This is a genomic window from Brachybacterium sp. AG952, from assembly GCF_004362645.1.
Taxonomy (GTDB): domain Bacteria; phylum Actinomycetota; class Actinomycetes; order Actinomycetales; family Dermabacteraceae; genus Brachybacterium; species Brachybacterium conglomeratum.
This window is the reverse complement of record NZ_SNXV01000002.1, coordinates 551,761-566,690: the sequence shown is the minus strand read 5'-3', so window position 1 is coordinate 566,690 and position 14,930 is coordinate 551,761. Positions and strand designations below refer to the sequence as shown.

Sequence of the window (14,930 nt, the reverse complement as noted above, 5' to 3'; positions counted from 1 at the left end):
CTGCCCAGGCGACGACTTCTCGTCAGCCACACAAAACAACCACTGGTCAAGATCTGGTCGACGTATTAGAAGGCGTCCACTAATAATGTCCGGCACGGCCACGCCACGATCCCGCACAGCAGCGCGGACGGCGGGCCTCGACCAGACGAAGGAGTCCGCGTGAGCACACAGGCGCCCGCCCCGGGATTCGCCCCCGACCCGACGATCGACCCCGTCGGCAGCCCGAACCTGATCGGCCCGAAGCTGCCGATCCCGCATCTCGGGATCGCCTTCGACAAGCCGCGCCCCTGGTGGTTCGTGCTCGGGATCATGCTGGGCCAGCTCGGCATCTTCATCGCCCTGATCGGGCCGGCGACCGTGTCGATCCAGATCAAGGCGAGCCAGCTCGCGAGCAGCCCGGCGGAGGCCGCCTCGATCACCGCCTTCGCCGTCGCGCCCGGGGCGCTGGCCGCGGTGATCTTCAACGCCCTCGGCGGCCGCATCTCCGACCGCTCCACCAGCCGCTTCGGCCGCCGTCGCCCCTGGCTGATCATCGGCGCCCTCGGCATGCTCGTCGGCCTCGCGCTGATCGCCCTGGCGCCCGGTGCGGCGCTGATGGCAGTGGGCTGGTTCCTCGCCCAGGCCGCCGGCAACCTGGCGCTCGCCGCTTACGTCGCCTCGATCGCCGATCAGCTCTCGCCCGCGCAGTACGGCCGCGCCTCCGGCCTGGTCGGCATCGCCGGCAACCTCGCCGTGATGATCGCAACCTGGCTCGCCTCCGCCTTCGCCGGGAACATGCTCGCCCTGTTCCTCGTGCCGGGCCTGATCGGCATGGTCCTCGTGCTGGTCTTCGCCTTCATGCTCCCCGAGCCCGTGCTGCGCGAGAACCGCCTGCCCTTCAATCTGCGCGAGCTCGTCCTCACCTTCTGGCGCAACCCCGTGAAGTTCCCCGACTTCGGCCTCGCCTGGGGCGGCCGCTTCACGATCATCCTCGCCTCCTTCATGTTCACCACCTTCCGGGTGCTGTACATGGAGAACCACCTCGGGCTCGAGCCCGGCGACGCCGTCCGCGCCGTCGCCACCGGCGTGACCATCTACACCGTCACCTCGATGGTCGCGAGCCTGCTGGCCGGCTGGCTCTCGGACGTGCTGGGCCGGCGCAAGATCCTCGTCGCGGCCTCGATCCTCATCTTCGGCCTGGCCACCTACCTGCTCCTGCACGCCGACACCGTCACCGCCTTCTACGTGGTCGAGGCGATCATGGGCCTCGCGTACGGGACCTACATCGCCGTCGACCTCGCGCTCGTCCTCGAGGTGCTGCCCGACCGCGAGCAGGCCGGGAAGGACATGGGCGTGTTCAACATCGCCAACGCCCTCCCGCAGTCCCTCGCCCCCGCCTTCGGCGGCTTCCTGCTGGCGAACCTCGGCGGCGGCACCGACTTCACGGCGCTGCTGGTCGCCGCGCTGGTCGCCGCAGTGATCGGTGCCGTGCTGACGATGTTCATCCGCGGCGTGAAGTGACGGCCGGCCTCTGAGGGCGGGGCTCCTCCCGGCTCGTGGAACACTGTCCTTCGACCCTCTCGAAGGAGCGCCATGAGCACGACGGAGCCCCGCCCCGGCCGCCGACGACCCGGCAGGCCCCGCGGCCAGGACTCCTCCGTGGTGCGTGAGGCGGCGCTGGGCGCCGCGATCGACCTCATCGCCGAGCACGGCTACGCCGCCACCTCCATGGCGCAGGTCGCCGAGACCGCCGGGATCTCCCCCTCCGGCCTCGCCCACCACTTCCCCTCGAAGGCCGCGCTGCTGGGCGCAGTCCTCGACCATCGCGACTCCATCGACACCCTCCCCGCTGCGGAGGGCGCCGGTGCCTGGGCCGTCTTCGACGGGCTGGTCGAGCTGGCCCGCGTCAACGCCGGACGCCGCCAGCTCGTCGCCCTGTACACCACCGTGATCGGGGAGGCCGTCGGCCCGGACCATCCGGCCCACGACTGGATGCTCCGCCACTTCGAGGTCTCGCTCGCACTGCTCGAGGACGCCGTGCGCGAGGGGCAGCGCACCGGCGAGATCGCCGCCGACGCCCCGGCCCGCCACATCGCCCGCACCACCATCTCCCTGATGGACGGGCTCCAGGTGCAGTGGCTCCTGGACCCCTCGGTGGACATGCCCGCCGAGCTCGGACGCTATGTCGAGGAGCTCCGACGCCGCTGGGGGACGGGCCCCGCCGAGCTCTCCTGACACCTGCAGCGGACCTCCCCGAATCGGTTGTGACCCGCACCACGCCCCGGTAGCGTGGTTGATCGCGCCTGTGCGCCACGATCCGACGACGACGACGGAGGTCCCCCGTGAACCCTGCACCCTCGCCCCATCCCGCCGCGCAGTCGGCCCGTCCGGGACGACGCCGCGTGCTCGCCTCCCTCGGCGCGCTCCCCGCCGGCGCCGTCCTCGCCGGTGCGGCCTCCGCCCAGGCCGCCCCCTCCCGGGGGAAGAGGGTCGACGGGGACTTCCGCCTGGGCGTCGAGAACCTCCTCGAGCCCGCCGCCCTCGAGACCCTGCGCGACCAGCGCGTCGGCCTGATCACGAATCCCACCGGCGCGGACCGCGCGCTGCGCTCCACGATCGACCTCCTGGTCGAGGCGCAGGGGACCGGCGGCTTCACCATGGCCGCCCTGTTCGGGCCCGAGCACGGGGTGCGCGGCGCGGAGCCCGCCGGAGGCGCCGTCGGCGACTACATCGACGAGAAGACCGGACTGCCGGTCCGCTCCCTGTACGGCGCGACCCAGAAGCCCACCCCGGAGATGCTCGCCGACGTCGACGTGCTCGTCTTCGACATCCAGGACATCGGCGCCCGCTTCTACACCTATATCTGGACCCTCTACTACGCGATGCAGGCCGCGGGCGAGAACGACAAGCGGTTCGTGGTGCTGGACCGGCCGAACCCGCTGGGCACCGACATCGAGGGATTCGTGCTCGAGCCGGAGCTGTCCTCCTTCGTGGGGCTGCGCGAGATCCCCCAGACCCACGGCCTCACCGTCGGCGAGCTCGCCCGCCTGTTCAACGGCGAGTTCCTGAACGGCGAGGTCACCCTCGAGGTGGTCGAGATGAGCGGCTACGACCCGGAGGCGCCGCCCGTCCAGGAGCTGCCCTGGGTGCTGCCCTCCCCGAACATCCCCACCCCGGACACCGCCGTGGTCTACGCCGGCACGGGGCTGATCGAGTCGCTGAACATCTCCGAGGGCCGCGGCACGACCACGCCCTTCCTCTGGTTCGGCGCCCCCTTCATCACCGAGGCCCAGGTCGACCAGATCATGGAGACCCTCCGCGCCGCCGAGCTGCCCGGCGTGCTCTACCGGCCGATGTTCGCCACCCCCACCACCTCCAAGCACGCGGGCGTCTTCTGCGGCGGCCTGCAGCTGCACGTCACCGATGCCGCCGCCTACGAGCCCGTCCGCACCGGCATCCACGTGATCGCCGCGCTGCTGCGCACGGTGGAGGAGGTCGACTGGCGCGAGGGCGAGGACTGCCGCACCGAGGACGACGTGTGCTGGATCGACAAGCTCACCGGCACCAAGCGCACCCGTCAGATGCTCGAGGACGGCGAATCCCCCGAGGCGATCGTCGCGGCCTGGCGCCGCGAGGCGAGGCGCTTCGAGGTCACCACCAAGCGCTACCGCCTGTACTGAGCACGCCGACGTCCCGAGAACCCCAGGAGATCCCCATGTCATCCCTCTCCCGCCGCGCCTTCACCGCGGCCCTCGCCGGCACCGGCGCCGCCGTCGCTCTGCCCGTCGCCGCCCAGGCCGCGCCCTCGAAGGGCCAGGCCGACCGGATCGAGGAGATCCTCGCCGGCATGAGCGTCGAGCAGAAGATCGGCCAGCTCTTCGTCGCCGTCGGCTACGGCTCCCGCGCCGACCAGCCTCATGCCTCGAACACCTCCACCACCGGCGTGGACACGATCGCGGAGATCGTCCGCACCCACCACGTGGGCGGGCTGATCTACTTCGTGTGGAGCGAGAACCTCCAGAGCATCGAGCAGGTCGCGACGCTCTCCAACGACGCGCAGGACGCGGCGCTCGAGAGCGGCGGGATCCCGCTGATCATCAGCGCCGACGAGGAGCGCGGCGTCGTCTACCGCCTGCCCGCCCCCGCGACCCCGCTTCCCGGGCAGATGGCGCTCGGGGCGACCGGCTCCCGCGCCCATGCCCGCAAGGCGGGGGAGATCGTCGGCGGCGAGATGCGCGCCGCCGGCCTCCACCAGGCCTTCTCCCCGGTGGTCGACGTGAACGTCGAGGCGCAGAACCCCGTGATCGGGGTGCGCTCCCTCGGCGCCGACCCCCGCGCGGTCTCCCGCCTCGCCGCCGCCCAGATCAAGGGCCTGCAGGGCGCGGACTGCTCCGCCGCCGCCAAGCACTTCCCCGGCCACGGCGACACCGCGACCGACTCCCACCTGGGCCTGCCGGTCATCGACCACACCCGCGAGGAGCTCGACACCCTCGACCTGCCGCCCTTCGTCGCCGCGATCGACGAGGGCATCGACTCGATCATGACCGCGCACATCGTCGTGCCCGTGCTCGACGACTCCGGCGTCCCCGCCACGCTCTCCCGCCCGATCCTCACCGGGCTGCTGCGCGAGGAGCTCGGCTTCGAGGGCGTGATCGTCACGGACTCCCTCGCGATGGAGGGCGTGCGCACCCTGTTCGGCGACGACCGCGTCCCGGTCGAGGCGATCCTCGCCGGCGCCGACCAGATGCTCATGCCGCCGGACCTCGTCGTCGCGATCGGCGGGGTGCGCGACGCGGTCGCGAGCAGGGAGATCACCGAGGAGCGGCTGGATCAGTCGGTGCGGCGCATCCTGGCCCAGAAGCTGCGCCGCGGCCTGTTCGACGACGTGCACGTGGACGCCGCCCGGGCCGAAGGCGCGATCGGCACCTCCCGCGCGCTCGCGACCGCGGAGCGCATCGCCGAGGACTCGATCACCCTGGTCACCGCCGAGGACGGCGCGCTCCCGCTCGCGGACGGAGCGACGGTGCTGGTCACCGGCTCCGCCACCGCAGCGAAGCTCGAGGTGGTGGTCGACGCGCTGACCTCGCTGGGCCATGCCGCGACAGCGCTCGCCGGCGCGACGCCCGAGCAGGCCGCCGAGGCCGCGTCCGCGGTCGACACGGTCCTCGTGCTCACCTCGTCCTCCGGCTTCACCACCCCGGCCGCCCAGGTCGCGCTGGTCGAGGCGCTCGCCGCGACCGGCACGCCCGTCGTGCACGCCTCCCTGCGCAATCCCTACGACGTGGTGCACGTGGGGGAGGTGGCCGCCTCGCTCGCGGCCTACGGCAACGCCGACGCCTCCCTGCGCGCGCTCGCCGGCGTGCTCGCGGGCGAGGTCAAGGCGCGGGGGAAGCTGCCGGTCGCGATCCCCACGGCCGACGGGACGGGGGAGGCCTTCCCGCTCGGCCACGGGCTCGGCTGAGCCGGCCCTCGGCCCTCCTTCTGCAGAATCGGAACTCCAGCGGCACGGCGCGGCGCTGAGCCTCAGCGCGTGCCGCTGGAGGCCCCCTTCTGCTGATCCATCGTGTCGGCGGCCTCGCCGTGCGCCCGCGCCTCGGCGGCCTCGCGCGCCAGGCGCCGGCGGCGGGCCTTCACCCAGCCGGAGGTGAAGACCGCCCCCGTCACCGCCAGCACCACGACCATCACCGCGATCACCACGGTGAAAGTCGCCTGCAGGGAGACCAGCGAGATCAGCGCCGAGGAGGTGATGATCCCCAGCGCGTTCGCGGTGCGGAGCAGCGCGAACACCTCGGCGCGGTGCTCGGGCGCGACGAGCCGGTCCAGCACCAGGGAGTAGTAGGTCGCCAGCGGTGCGAGCACCGCGCCGACCAGCAGCGCGCCGACGATGGTCGCGGCGACCGAGTGGCCGAAGCCGACGATCGCGACGCCGAGCGCGGTCACGCCCAGCCACACCAGCACGGTGCGGCGGCGCGGCTCCCGGTTGTGGATGCTCACCCACACGCCGCCCGCGACCGAGGTCACGCAGATCGCGACGGGGAACAGCGCACCCCAGGCGGCCGGCATGCCGAAGGAGACAGCGAGGGAGACCGCACCGATCTCGATCGCGGCGATCGCGGCGGCACTCGCCCCGCCGCACACCAGCCACAGCACGATCATCGGGCTCAGGCGCAGCGCGCTGCCGCGCTGCTCGGGGCCCGGTGCGGTGGCCGAGGGGATCGACGGCAGCAGGAGCAGCGGCGCCGCGCCCAGCAGCACCATCGCCCAGGCGGCGAGCTGCGGGGAGATCCCGCCGAGAGCGGCGGCGATCACCGGCGAGGCCACGAAGGTGACCTCGTTCAGCGTGGCAGCGATGCCGAGGGAGCGGGGAAGGCGGCTGGCGGGCACGAGGTGGTTGAGCACCGCGCGCAGCGTGCCGTAGGCCGCGCCGTTGACGAGCCCCGCGAGCGCCGCGCCCGCGACGACCAGGGCGAAGGGGGCGCCGAGCCCGGCGAGCACCGCGATCGCGATCAGCGCGAGGGTGCGCAGGCCGATGAGCGCGCGGACGAAGGGGACCGGGGCGAAGCGTCGGCCGAGCCGGGAGAGCGGGACCGCGCCGAGGACCTGCGCGATCGTCATCGCGAGCATCATCGCGGCGCCGGCAGAGGCGCTGCCGGTCAGCGGCAGGGCGATGAGGGAGAAGGCGATGGGCGCGGCGGCCTGCGGCACCGCGAAGGTCCCGTACGAGCCGAACCAGCGCAGCAGACGAGCCTCGGGCCGGGCGGTCGCGGGGGTCACGGGCGCGGTCATGGGGAACCTCCTTCAGGGCGCAGGGGAGAGGGGCGGCAGGGCACACCGGCCGCTACTGCGCAACATAGTGCGCAACGCCGAGAATGCGCAATATAGTTCCCGTCACCCCGGTCGGCGATAGGCTTCCGGGCACGGAACGCCCGAGCGACCAGGAGGCCCCGATGAGCGGTGGGATGCGCCCGGCCGTGGTCGAGCGACTCGGCGAGCGGATCCGCGCCGCCCGCCAGGAGCTGGACCTCTCCGTCGGCGCGCTCGCGGAGGCCAGCGAGGTCTCCCGCCGCATGCTCACCCAGATCGAGCTCGGCCAGGCGAACCCCTCCGTCGCGATCCTCGACCGCATCGCCGCCGGGCTCGGCACCACCTTCGCCGCGCTGATGGGCGTCGGCGCCGACGACGCCCCCGACGGCGTGGAGATCTGGTCCACCGACGCCGGCAGCTGGGCCGTGCTGCTGGGCGCCGTGGACACCGACGCGCTGTCGGTCGAGACCTGGAAGTGGAAGCTGGTGGGCGAGGACTGCTACGAGGGCGGCTCCGGCATCGCCCTGCCCGGGATCATGCACCACGTCATCGAGGGCGCCCTCGAGATCGACGACGCCGACGGGCTGCAGGTGATCGAGGCGGGCGGCTCCGCCCGGATCGCCTCCCCGGGGCCCTACCGCTACCGCGCCCGCGACGCGCAGGCGGCCGTGTTCTTCTCCGTCGCCCTGCTGCCGCGGCCCGGGCGGGGCTGAGCCGATCACCGGCGGCGGCCGGGGCAGGGGAGGGCTCACGATCCGCCCGCTGGAGAGCCGCGCCGAGGCATGATGGAGGCAGACGAAAGGAGGCGCGATGGCCGGCACGATCTGGACGATCGGGCATTGGACCTGCCCCGAGGAGGTCGTGCTCGAGACCCTCGGCGGCGCCGGGATCGACGAGCTGGTCGACGTGCGCCGCCTCCCCGGCTCCCGCCGCAGCCCACAGTTCGACGCCGAGGAGATGACCCGCTGGCTGGGTGAGGCGGGCATCGGCTACCGGCGCCTGGCCGAGCTCACCGGGCGCCGTCCGAAACAGCGGGACGTGGACCCGGAGCTGAACGCGGGCTGGCAGAACACGAGCTTCCGCAACTACGCCGACCACACCCTCGGTGAGGAGTACGAGGCCGGGATCGCGCAGCTCACCGCGCTCGCCGCGGAGCATCACGTGGCAGTGATGTGCGGTGAGCCGATGCCCTGGCGCTGCCACCGGCTGCTGATCTCGAACACCCTCGTCGCACGCGGCTGGGAGGTCGTGCACCTGCGCGCCGGCGCCGCCACCGTCGAGCACGAGCTGGGCGCCTGGGGCGCCCGACCCATCGTCCGCGAGGACGGTACCGTGATCTATCCACCGGAAGCACAGGAGGAATCATGAGCACCGAGTTCGCCGTCGGCGACCACGTCAGCTGGGACTCCGAGGCCGGCCGTGTCACCGGCACGATCACGAAGGTCCACACCGCAGATTTCGACTACAAGGGGCATCGACGCCGCGCGAGCGAGGACGAGCCCCAGTACGAGATCGCGAGCGACAAGACCGACCACATCGCCGCGCACAAGGAGTCGGCCCTGCGCCCCCTCGCGGGCTGAGCTCAGCCAGCGAGCCGCCGACCCGGTACTGCCGGGCCCAGCACGGCCAGTGCGTGCCGGTGTTCCGCTGCCTGACCAGCAGGTGGAGATCCTCCAGCGTCGAACCTGGCACGAGGCAGCCGCCATAGAGCTCTGGGCGACCCCGGTCCAGCTCTCGCAGCCCCAGGGCACTTGGTGCAGCACCGCGCGTCGCCTGCACGAGCGCGGGTTCTGCGCCCCCGAGGAGGAGCCTTCGACCACACGCTGCTGCGCTCGGAGCTCATCGAACGGGAGTCGACGCGGGCCCGCTGATCCAGGCTGAGACGACCGGTCACGGAACGGTCACGGGTACCCCGGGGTGCCGAGCGCGACGCAGCGCTCTCCTACGGTGCCGATGTCCCTCGCAGGCGGCCCTTCGCCTGCGTCCCGCGGAGATCGGAGAGCACATGAGCGTCGATGCCGGACCGAGCACCTTGACCCCCGCGGTCGACCCGCAGGCGGCCTCCGCGCAGGCCGCGACCCGCGAGAGCCTCGAGGACTACACCCTGCGCTTCGCGCCCCGCTCCTATCGGCGCTGGGGGCCTGGCGTGGTCGCCACGAGCGCGCTGGGCGGGATCGCGTATCTCGCGGACTTCTCCATCGGCGCCAACATCGCGCTCGCCCACGGCACCCTGAACGGTCTGATCGGCATCGGCGTCGCAGCCGGGATCATCTTCCTGACCGGGTTCCCGCTGGCCTACTACGCCGCTCGGTACAACCTCGACCTCGATCTCATCACCCGAGGATCCGGCTTCGGCTATCACGGCTCGGTGATCACCAACCTGATCTTCGCGTCCTTCACCTCCATCCTCTTCGCGCTGGAGGGGGCGATCATGGCGCAGGGCCTGTACCTGGGCCTCGGGATCCCGCGCTGGCTCGGCTACCTGATCTCCACCGTGATGATCTTCCCGCTGGTCATCTACGGCATGAAGACGCTCGCCCGGCTGCAGGTCGCCACGACCCCCGTGTGGCTGGTCCTGATGGTGATCCCGGTGATCTACCTGGTGATCTCCCATCCGGAGTCGGTGGAGACCTTCTTCGCCCACACCGGCGAGGCGGGCGCGGGCATCTCCTTCGCCTCCGCGATGCTCGCCGCCGGCGTCTGCCTGTCGCTGATCGTCCAGATCGCCGAGCAGATCGACTACCTGCGATTCATGCCCCCTCGCACCGCGGCGAACCGGCGCGCGTGGTGGACGGCGACGATCCTGGGCGGGCCCGGCTGGGTGCTGTTCGGAGCCGCCAAGCAGATCCTGGGCATGTTCCTGGCCGTCTACCTGATCTCCACCGTGCCCGGGGCCCGGGAGATCGCCAACGAGCCCGTCCAGCAGTTCCTCGTCACCTACGAGCAGCTGATCCCCGCGTGGCTCGCGCTCGTCCTGGCCGTGGTGCTGGTGGTCATCTCGCAGGTGAAGATCAATGTCACCAACGCCTATTCGGGTTCGCTGGCCTGGACCAACGCCTTCACCCGCGTCACGCGCCGCTATCCCGGGCGCCTGGTGTTCCTGGGCGTGAACCTCGCCATCTCCCTGGCGCTGATGGAGGCGAACATGTTCTCCGTCCTCAACGGGATCCTCTCCTTCTACGCGAACCTCGGAATGTCCTGGATCTGCGTGGTCGCGGCGGACATCGCGATCAACAAGTACCTGCTGAAGCTCTCCCCGAAGCATCCCGAGTTCCGACGGGGCATGATCCACGACTGGAATCCCGTCGGGGTGGTCTCGATGATGCTCTCCGGGGGCATCTCCATCGCGATCTACTTCGGGGTGTTCGGGGAGGCGGTCCAGCCCTTCTCCCCGCTGTTCGCCGTCGGGATCGCCGTGGTGGCCACACCGCTGATGGCGATCCTCACCCAGGGCCGCTACTACCTGCGTCGCACCGACGACGGCATCGACCTGCCGATGTACGACGAGGACGGCAATCCGTCGGGCGAGACGCTCGAGTGCGCGGTGACCGGGATGGAGTTCGAGCGCCCGGACATGATCGCCTCCGCGGTCCCTGGGCCGGACGGGAAGGTGCAGTACGTCAGCTCCCTGGCGCTGGCCACCGACCGCACCGGCGAGCACGTCCTGCCGAAGGAGTGAGGCCGCGTGCGCTTCACCCCCGGTGACACCGAGAAGCTGCTCCTCGCCACGGCCGGAATGATCGCCCGTGAGCGTCTCGCGCGGGGCGTGCTCCTGAACCATCCGGAGACGGTGGCGCTGCTGTCCTGCTGGGTGATCGAGAGGGCCCGCGACGGTGCGTCGGTCGAGGAGCTGATGGTCGCCGGACGTGAGGTGCTGCGCCGCGACCAGGTCATGGACGGCGTCGCCGACATGCTCGCCGACGTCCAGGTCGAAGCCACCTTCCCCGACGGCCGCAAGCTCGTCACCCTCCACCACCCCATCGCCTGAAGGAGCCCGATGAGCCCGCACGACCCCGACCTCGTCGGCCCCACCGGCCCCGGCGCGATCCGCGTCCGCCCCGGGACGAGGGTCCTCAACGAGCGCCCCGACCCCGCGGACCGTGCCGAGCTCGTCCTCGAGAACACCGGCGACCGCCCCGTGCAGATCGGCTCCCACCTGCATCTCCCGGACGCCAACGCGGCACTGGTCATGGACCGTGAGGCCGCCCGCGGCTTCCGCCTCGACATCGCCGCCGGCACGTCGCTGCGCTTCGAGCCGGGGGCCTCCCGACGGGTCGCGGTCGTGCGCCTGGGCGGGCGGGGCCGGGTCCCCGGCCTGCAGATCCGCGTCGGGAGTGCGCGCTGATGGCCCGGATCAGCGCGGAGCGCTACGCCGCCCTGTACGGCCCGACGGTCGGGGACCAGGTGCGCCTGGGCGACACCGATCTGTGGATCGAGATCGAGGAGGACCGCACCGTCGGCGGGGAGGAGGCAGTGTTCGGCGGCGGCAAGTCGATCCGCGAGTCCATGGCCCAGGGCATCTCCACGCGGGCCGACGGCGCGCCGGACACCGTCATCACCAACGCGATCGTGCTGGACCACTGGGGCGTGGTGCGGGCCGACGTGGGGCTGCGCGACGGTCGCATCGTCGCGCTCGGCAAGGCCGGCAACCCCGACGTGCAGGACGGCATCCATCCCGCCCTCCGCATCGGCCCCTCGACGGACGTCATCGCGGGGGAGGGGCGGATCCTCACCGCAGGCGCCTTCGACACGCACGTGCACCTGCTCTCGCCGTCCCAGATCCACGAGGCCCTGGCCACCGGGATCACCACGATCGGCGGCGGCGGCACGGGCCCGTCGGAGGGCTCCCGCGCCACCACCGTCACGCCCGGCGCCTGGCACCTGGGACGCATGCACCAGGGCCTGGACCACCTGCCGGTCAACGTGCTGCTGCTGGGGAAGGGGAACACCGTCTCCGCCCCAGCGCTCGCCGAGCAGGCGCTCGCCGGGGCCGCTGGGTACAAGGTCCACGAGGACTGGGGCGCCACCCCTGCTGCGATCGACGCCTCCCTGCGCGCGGCCGACGAGCACGGGCTGCAGGTAGCGCTGCACTCCGACTCCCTGAACGAGGCCGGGTTCGTCGAATCGACGATCGGCGCGATCAGCGGCCGCACGATCCACGCCTTCCACATCGAGGGGGCCGGCGGCGGCCACGCCCCGGACATCCTCGAGATCGCCGCGCTGCCCCACGTGCTGCCCGGCTCGACGAACCCCACCCTCCCGCACACCGTGAACACCGTCGCCGAGCACCTGGACATGCTCATGGTGTGCCACCACCTCAAGGCCTCGGTGCCCGAGGACCTCGCCTTCGCCGAGTCACGGATCCGTGCCACCACGATCGCGGCCGAGGATCTCCTGCACGACATGGGCGCCCTGTCGATCACCTCCTCGGACGCGCAGGCCATGGGGCGCATCGGCGAGGTGATCACGCGCACCTGGCAGGTCGCGCACGTCATGAAGCACCGGGTCGGGCCGCTCGGCGGCTCCCTCCCCGCGGACAACCAGCGTGCCCGCCGCTACATCGCGAAGTACACGATCAACCCCGCGATAGCCCACGGCGTCGACGCGCACATCGGCTCCGTGGAGCCTGGCAAGCTCGCCGACCTCGTGCTGTGGGATCCGCGCTTCTTCGGGGTGCGCCCGGAGCTGGTGCTCAAGGGCGGGATGATCGCCTGGGCGGCCCTCGGCGACCCCAACGCCTCGATCCCCACCCCGCAGCCGGTGCTGCAGCGCCCCGCCTTCGGCGATGCCCTCGGGGCGCACCTCTCGGTCTCCTTCGTCGCGCCCGCCGCGGTCGAGGACGGCCTGCGCGAGCGACTGGGCCTTGTCCGCGACCTGCTGCCCGTCGCCGACACCCGCGAGGTCACCAAGGCGGACCTGGTGAACAACGACGCCCTGCCCCGCATCGACATCCGCCCCGACACCTTCGAGATCCGCATCGACGGGGAGCGGGTCGAGCCCGCCCCCGCGAGCACGCTGCCGCTCGCCCGGCTCTACCAGATGTTCTGAGCCCGATGAGCATCCTCGCCTCCACGACGATCGCCATGCTGCTGGCGGACTCCCGCCTGCCCGCCGGGGCCCACGTCAGCTCCGGCGCGCTCGAAGCCGCCCTGCGCCACGGTCTGGACCCCGCCGCGACCGGTGACTACCTGAGCGGGCGCATGGCCACGATCGTCCCCGTCGAGGCGGGCACCGCCGTCGTCGCGCGCCACCTGGCCCGGCACGGCGGCGACCTCGACCGCCTCCACCGAGAATGGGCCGCCCGCACGCCCAGCCGCGCCCAGCGCGAGGTGACCCTCGCCCTCGGCGACGGGCTGCGGCGCCTGGCGGACCAGCTCTGGCCCTCCTCGATACCTGCGCCGCCGCCGGGCGCCGCCCGTCGGCCCCGCCCGATCGTGCTGGGCCTGATCGCCGCGGCCGCCGGTCTCGACGCCGAGGACCTGGTGCGCCTGGTCGCCTACGACGACGCGCAGACCGTCGCGGCCGCCCTGCTGAAGCTCGAACCCGGCGACCCCCGTGAGGCGACCGCCCTCGTGATCGCGGCCTGCGCACGACTGGAACCGCGCGTGGCGGAGCTCGCCGCGCTCACCGACCCGGCGCGCATCCCGTGCGCCGGGGCACCCCTGATCGACGGCTGGGCGGAGGCCCAGTCGCAGCTGCCGAGGAGGCTCTTCCGTGCCTGACACCACTCCCCACCGCTCTCTCCGCCTCGGGATCGCCGGCCCCGTCGGCACGGGCAAGAGCTCCCTGATCGCGACGATCTGCCGGGCGCTCGCCGAGGAGATCCGCCTGGGCGTGATCACCAACGACATCTACACCGACGAGGACGCCCGCTTCCTCCGCTCCGCCGGGGTGCTCGACGCCGAGCGGATCCGTGCCGTGGAGACCGGCGCGTGCCCCCACACCGCGATCCGCGACGACGTCACCGCCAACCTCGCCGCCGTCGAGCAGCTCGAGGCGGATTTCGACCCGCTGGACGTGGTGCTCGTCGAGTCCGGCGGCGACAACCTCACCGCGACCTTCTCCCCGGCGCTGGTGGATGCGCAGATCTTCGTGCTCGACGTGGCCGGCGGCGGCGATGTCGCTCGCAAGGGTGGGCCCGGCATCGGCCGCGCGGACCTTCTCGTGGTCAACAAGATCGACCTCGCCCCGCACGTCGGCGTCGACGTGGTGCAGATGGTCGCCGATGCGACCGAGGCACGCGAGGGGCGCGCGGTGCTGGCGCTGTCCCGTCACCGGGAGGACACCGTCGCGCAGCTGCGCGACTGGGTGCTGGAGGTCCTCGCCGCCCACACCGCCGGCCACCACGTCCCCCAGGACCCGGGCCCGATGGCCCCGCACTTCCACGCCGACGGCCAGAAGCACACCCACGACCACGACCACCCGCACGAGCACGCCCACGCCCGATGACCCGCATCGCCGTCTCCAGCGCAGGCGACGGCCCGGTCCGGGTCACGACGACGCCCGGTCTGCTCCAGGCCCGCACGGTCTCCCGCGGCCCGGACCGGGCGCACGTCGCGCTCGTCGCCGGCGGCGCGATGCTCGTCGGCGGTGACCGCCTCTCGGTCGAGATCGAGGTGGGGGAGGGGTGCGCGCTCGAGCTCGAGGACGTGGGCGGCACCCTCGCCTACCCCGGCGAGGGACGGCGCAGCACCTTCGACGTGACGATCCGCCTCTCGGCCCGTGCGCGACTGGTCTGGCGCTCCCACCCCTTCGTCGTCGCGGACGGAGCGGCCGTGGAACGCACCGTCGCGATCACGCTCGGCGACGGCGCGGTGCTGTGCCTGCGCGAGACCCTGGTGCTCGGCCGCACGGGGGAGCGCGGCGGGGCGCTCCGCTCCCGGCTCCACGCCCGCTCCGCCGACGGCGATCCGCTCCTGCTCGAGGACCTGGACCTCGACGGCGCACGGCCCGTCGCCGGCGTGATGGGACCGCACCGGGTGCTCGACAGCGTGCTGATGCTCGGCGCGCGGCCGGAGGCTGCTCGGACCGACGGCGCCGTGGTCCTCGACCTGGGGACGCCCGGCGCCCTCGCCCGCGCCCTCGCCCGCGACGCCCACTCCACCGGGCTGGACGCGTTGATGGAGGACTGGGCCTCGCCATGACCG

At 72.5% G+C, this 14,930-nt stretch carries 15 protein-coding genes; 14 read left to right on the top strand and 1 reads right to left on the bottom strand.

All coding sequences use genetic code 11. From position 1 onward, the window contains the following. The first annotated feature begins 159 nt into the window (after positions 1-159). From DEU31_RS07990 to DEU31_RS07975, 4 genes are all read left to right on the top strand, one after another. Positions 160-1,500 carry an MFS transporter gene (locus tag DEU31_RS07990; protein WP_133676724.1) on the top strand — a complete coding sequence of 447 codons (1,341 nt, stop codon included), beginning with the start codon at positions 160-162 and terminating at the stop codon, positions 1,498-1,500. Positions 1,501-1,572: 72 nt separating this feature from the next. Further along, entirely contained in the window at positions 1,573-2,214 is a 642-nt protein-coding gene (locus DEU31_RS07985; protein ID WP_133676723.1) for a TetR/AcrR family transcriptional regulator, read from the top strand. A gap of 107 nt (positions 2,215-2,321) precedes the next feature. Beyond that, entirely contained in the window at positions 2,322-3,659 is a 1,338-nt protein-coding gene (locus DEU31_RS07980; protein WP_133676722.1) for a DUF1343 domain-containing protein, read from the top strand. Positions 3,660-3,694: 35 nt separating this feature from the next. Next, the gene (locus DEU31_RS07975; protein WP_133676721.1) at positions 3,695-5,440 is read left to right on the top strand and encodes a glycoside hydrolase family 3 protein; all 1,746 of its coding nucleotides are present in this window, start codon (positions 3,695-3,697) and stop codon (positions 5,438-5,440) included. A gap of 62 nt (positions 5,441-5,502) precedes the next feature. Here DEU31_RS07975 and DEU31_RS07970 read toward each other — a convergent pair whose 3' ends face one another. Then, on the bottom strand, positions 5,503-6,765 hold the full coding sequence (locus DEU31_RS07970; protein WP_133676720.1) for an MFS transporter: 1,263 nt from the start codon (positions 6,763-6,765) through the stop codon (positions 5,503-5,505). Positions 6,766-6,926: 161 nt separating this feature from the next. Between DEU31_RS07970 and DEU31_RS07965 the strand changes: the two genes are divergently transcribed. The 10 genes from DEU31_RS07965 (at position 6,927) to DEU31_RS07920 (ending at position 14,927) form a co-directional block, all read left to right on the top strand. Beyond that, positions 6,927-7,496, top strand: coding sequence for an XRE family transcriptional regulator (locus tag DEU31_RS07965; RefSeq protein ID WP_029360294.1), 570 nt, complete (start codon positions 6,927-6,929; stop codon positions 7,494-7,496). 97 nt (positions 7,497-7,593) lie between these two features. After that, positions 7,594-8,151: a DUF488 domain-containing protein gene (locus DEU31_RS07960; RefSeq protein WP_133676719.1), complete on the top strand. Its 558-nt coding sequence runs from the start codon at positions 7,594-7,596 to the stop codon at positions 8,149-8,151. After that, positions 8,148-8,363 (top strand): DUF2945 domain-containing protein, encoded by a 216-nt coding sequence (locus DEU31_RS07955; protein ID WP_133676718.1) that lies wholly within the window; start codon positions 8,148-8,150, stop codon positions 8,361-8,363. The genes DEU31_RS07960 and DEU31_RS07955 overlap by 4 nt, the downstream gene beginning before the upstream one ends. Positions 8,364-8,788: 425 nt before the next feature. Beyond that, positions 8,789-10,462 (top strand): hypothetical protein, encoded by a 1,674-nt coding sequence (locus DEU31_RS07950; protein ID WP_133676717.1) that lies wholly within the window; start codon positions 8,789-8,791, stop codon positions 10,460-10,462. Between the two features lie 6 nt (positions 10,463-10,468). After that, entirely contained in the window at positions 10,469-10,771 is a 303-nt protein-coding gene (locus DEU31_RS07945; RefSeq protein WP_010549931.1) for an urease subunit gamma, read from the top strand. A 9-nt stretch (positions 10,772-10,780) separates the two neighbouring features. Next, a complete protein-coding gene (locus tag DEU31_RS07940; protein WP_010549932.1) occupies positions 10,781-11,128 on the top strand; it encodes an urease subunit beta in 348 nt (115 codons plus the stop codon). Next, a complete protein-coding gene (locus DEU31_RS07935; RefSeq protein ID WP_133676716.1) occupies positions 11,128-12,831 on the top strand; it encodes an urease subunit alpha in 1,704 nt (567 codons plus the stop codon). The genes DEU31_RS07940 and DEU31_RS07935 overlap by 1 nt, the downstream gene beginning before the upstream one ends. Before the next feature lie 5 nt (positions 12,832-12,836). Further along, positions 12,837-13,505 (top strand): urease accessory UreF family protein, encoded by a 669-nt coding sequence (locus DEU31_RS07930; protein WP_010549934.1) that lies wholly within the window; start codon positions 12,837-12,839, stop codon positions 13,503-13,505. After that, positions 13,498-14,232, top strand: a complete 735-nt coding sequence (gene ureG, locus DEU31_RS07925) for an urease accessory protein UreG (protein WP_133676715.1) — start codon at positions 13,498-13,500, stop codon at positions 14,230-14,232. Before DEU31_RS07930 ends, ureG begins: the two co-directional genes overlap by 8 nt. After that, positions 14,229-14,927 carry an urease accessory protein UreD gene (locus DEU31_RS07920; protein ID WP_133676714.1) on the top strand — a complete coding sequence of 233 codons (699 nt, stop codon included), beginning with the start codon at positions 14,229-14,231 and terminating at the stop codon, positions 14,925-14,927. Before ureG ends, DEU31_RS07920 begins: the two co-directional genes overlap by 4 nt. Positions 14,928-14,930: the final 3 nt, after the last annotated feature.

What these genes read in the sequence shown, in the direction of transcription:
- DEU31_RS07940 (WP_010549932.1), top strand. Translation starts at nt 10,781, where the DNA reads ATGAGCCCGCACGACCCCGACCTCGTCGGCCCCACCGGCCCCGGCGCG.
- DEU31_RS07930 (WP_010549934.1), top strand. Translation starts at nt 12,837, where the DNA reads ATGAGCATCCTCGCCTCCACGACGATCGCCATGCTGCTGGCGGACTCC.
- DEU31_RS07955 (WP_133676718.1), top strand. Translation starts at nt 8,148, where the DNA reads ATGAGCACCGAGTTCGCCGTCGGCGACCACGTCAGCTGGGACTCCGAG.
- DEU31_RS07965 (WP_029360294.1), top strand. Translation starts at nt 6,927, where the DNA reads ATGAGCGGTGGGATGCGCCCGGCCGTGGTCGAGCGACTCGGCGAGCGG.
- DEU31_RS07975 (WP_133676721.1), top strand. Translation starts at nt 3,695, where the DNA reads ATGTCATCCCTCTCCCGCCGCGCCTTCACCGCGGCCCTCGCCGGCACC.
- DEU31_RS07970 (WP_133676720.1), bottom strand. Translation starts at nt 6,765, where the DNA reads ATGACCGCGCCCGTGACCCCCGCGACCGCCCGGCCCGAGGCTCGTCTG.
- DEU31_RS07920 (WP_133676714.1), top strand. Translation starts at nt 14,229, where the DNA reads ATGACCCGCATCGCCGTCTCCAGCGCAGGCGACGGCCCGGTCCGGGTC.
- DEU31_RS07985 (WP_133676723.1), top strand. Translation starts at nt 1,573, where the DNA reads ATGAGCACGACGGAGCCCCGCCCCGGCCGCCGACGACCCGGCAGGCCC.
- DEU31_RS07935 (WP_133676716.1), top strand. Translation starts at nt 11,128, where the DNA reads ATGGCCCGGATCAGCGCGGAGCGCTACGCCGCCCTGTACGGCCCGACG.
- DEU31_RS07960 (WP_133676719.1), top strand. Translation starts at nt 7,594, where the DNA reads ATGGCCGGCACGATCTGGACGATCGGGCATTGGACCTGCCCCGAGGAG.
- DEU31_RS07950 (WP_133676717.1), top strand. Translation starts at nt 8,789, where the DNA reads ATGAGCGTCGATGCCGGACCGAGCACCTTGACCCCCGCGGTCGACCCG.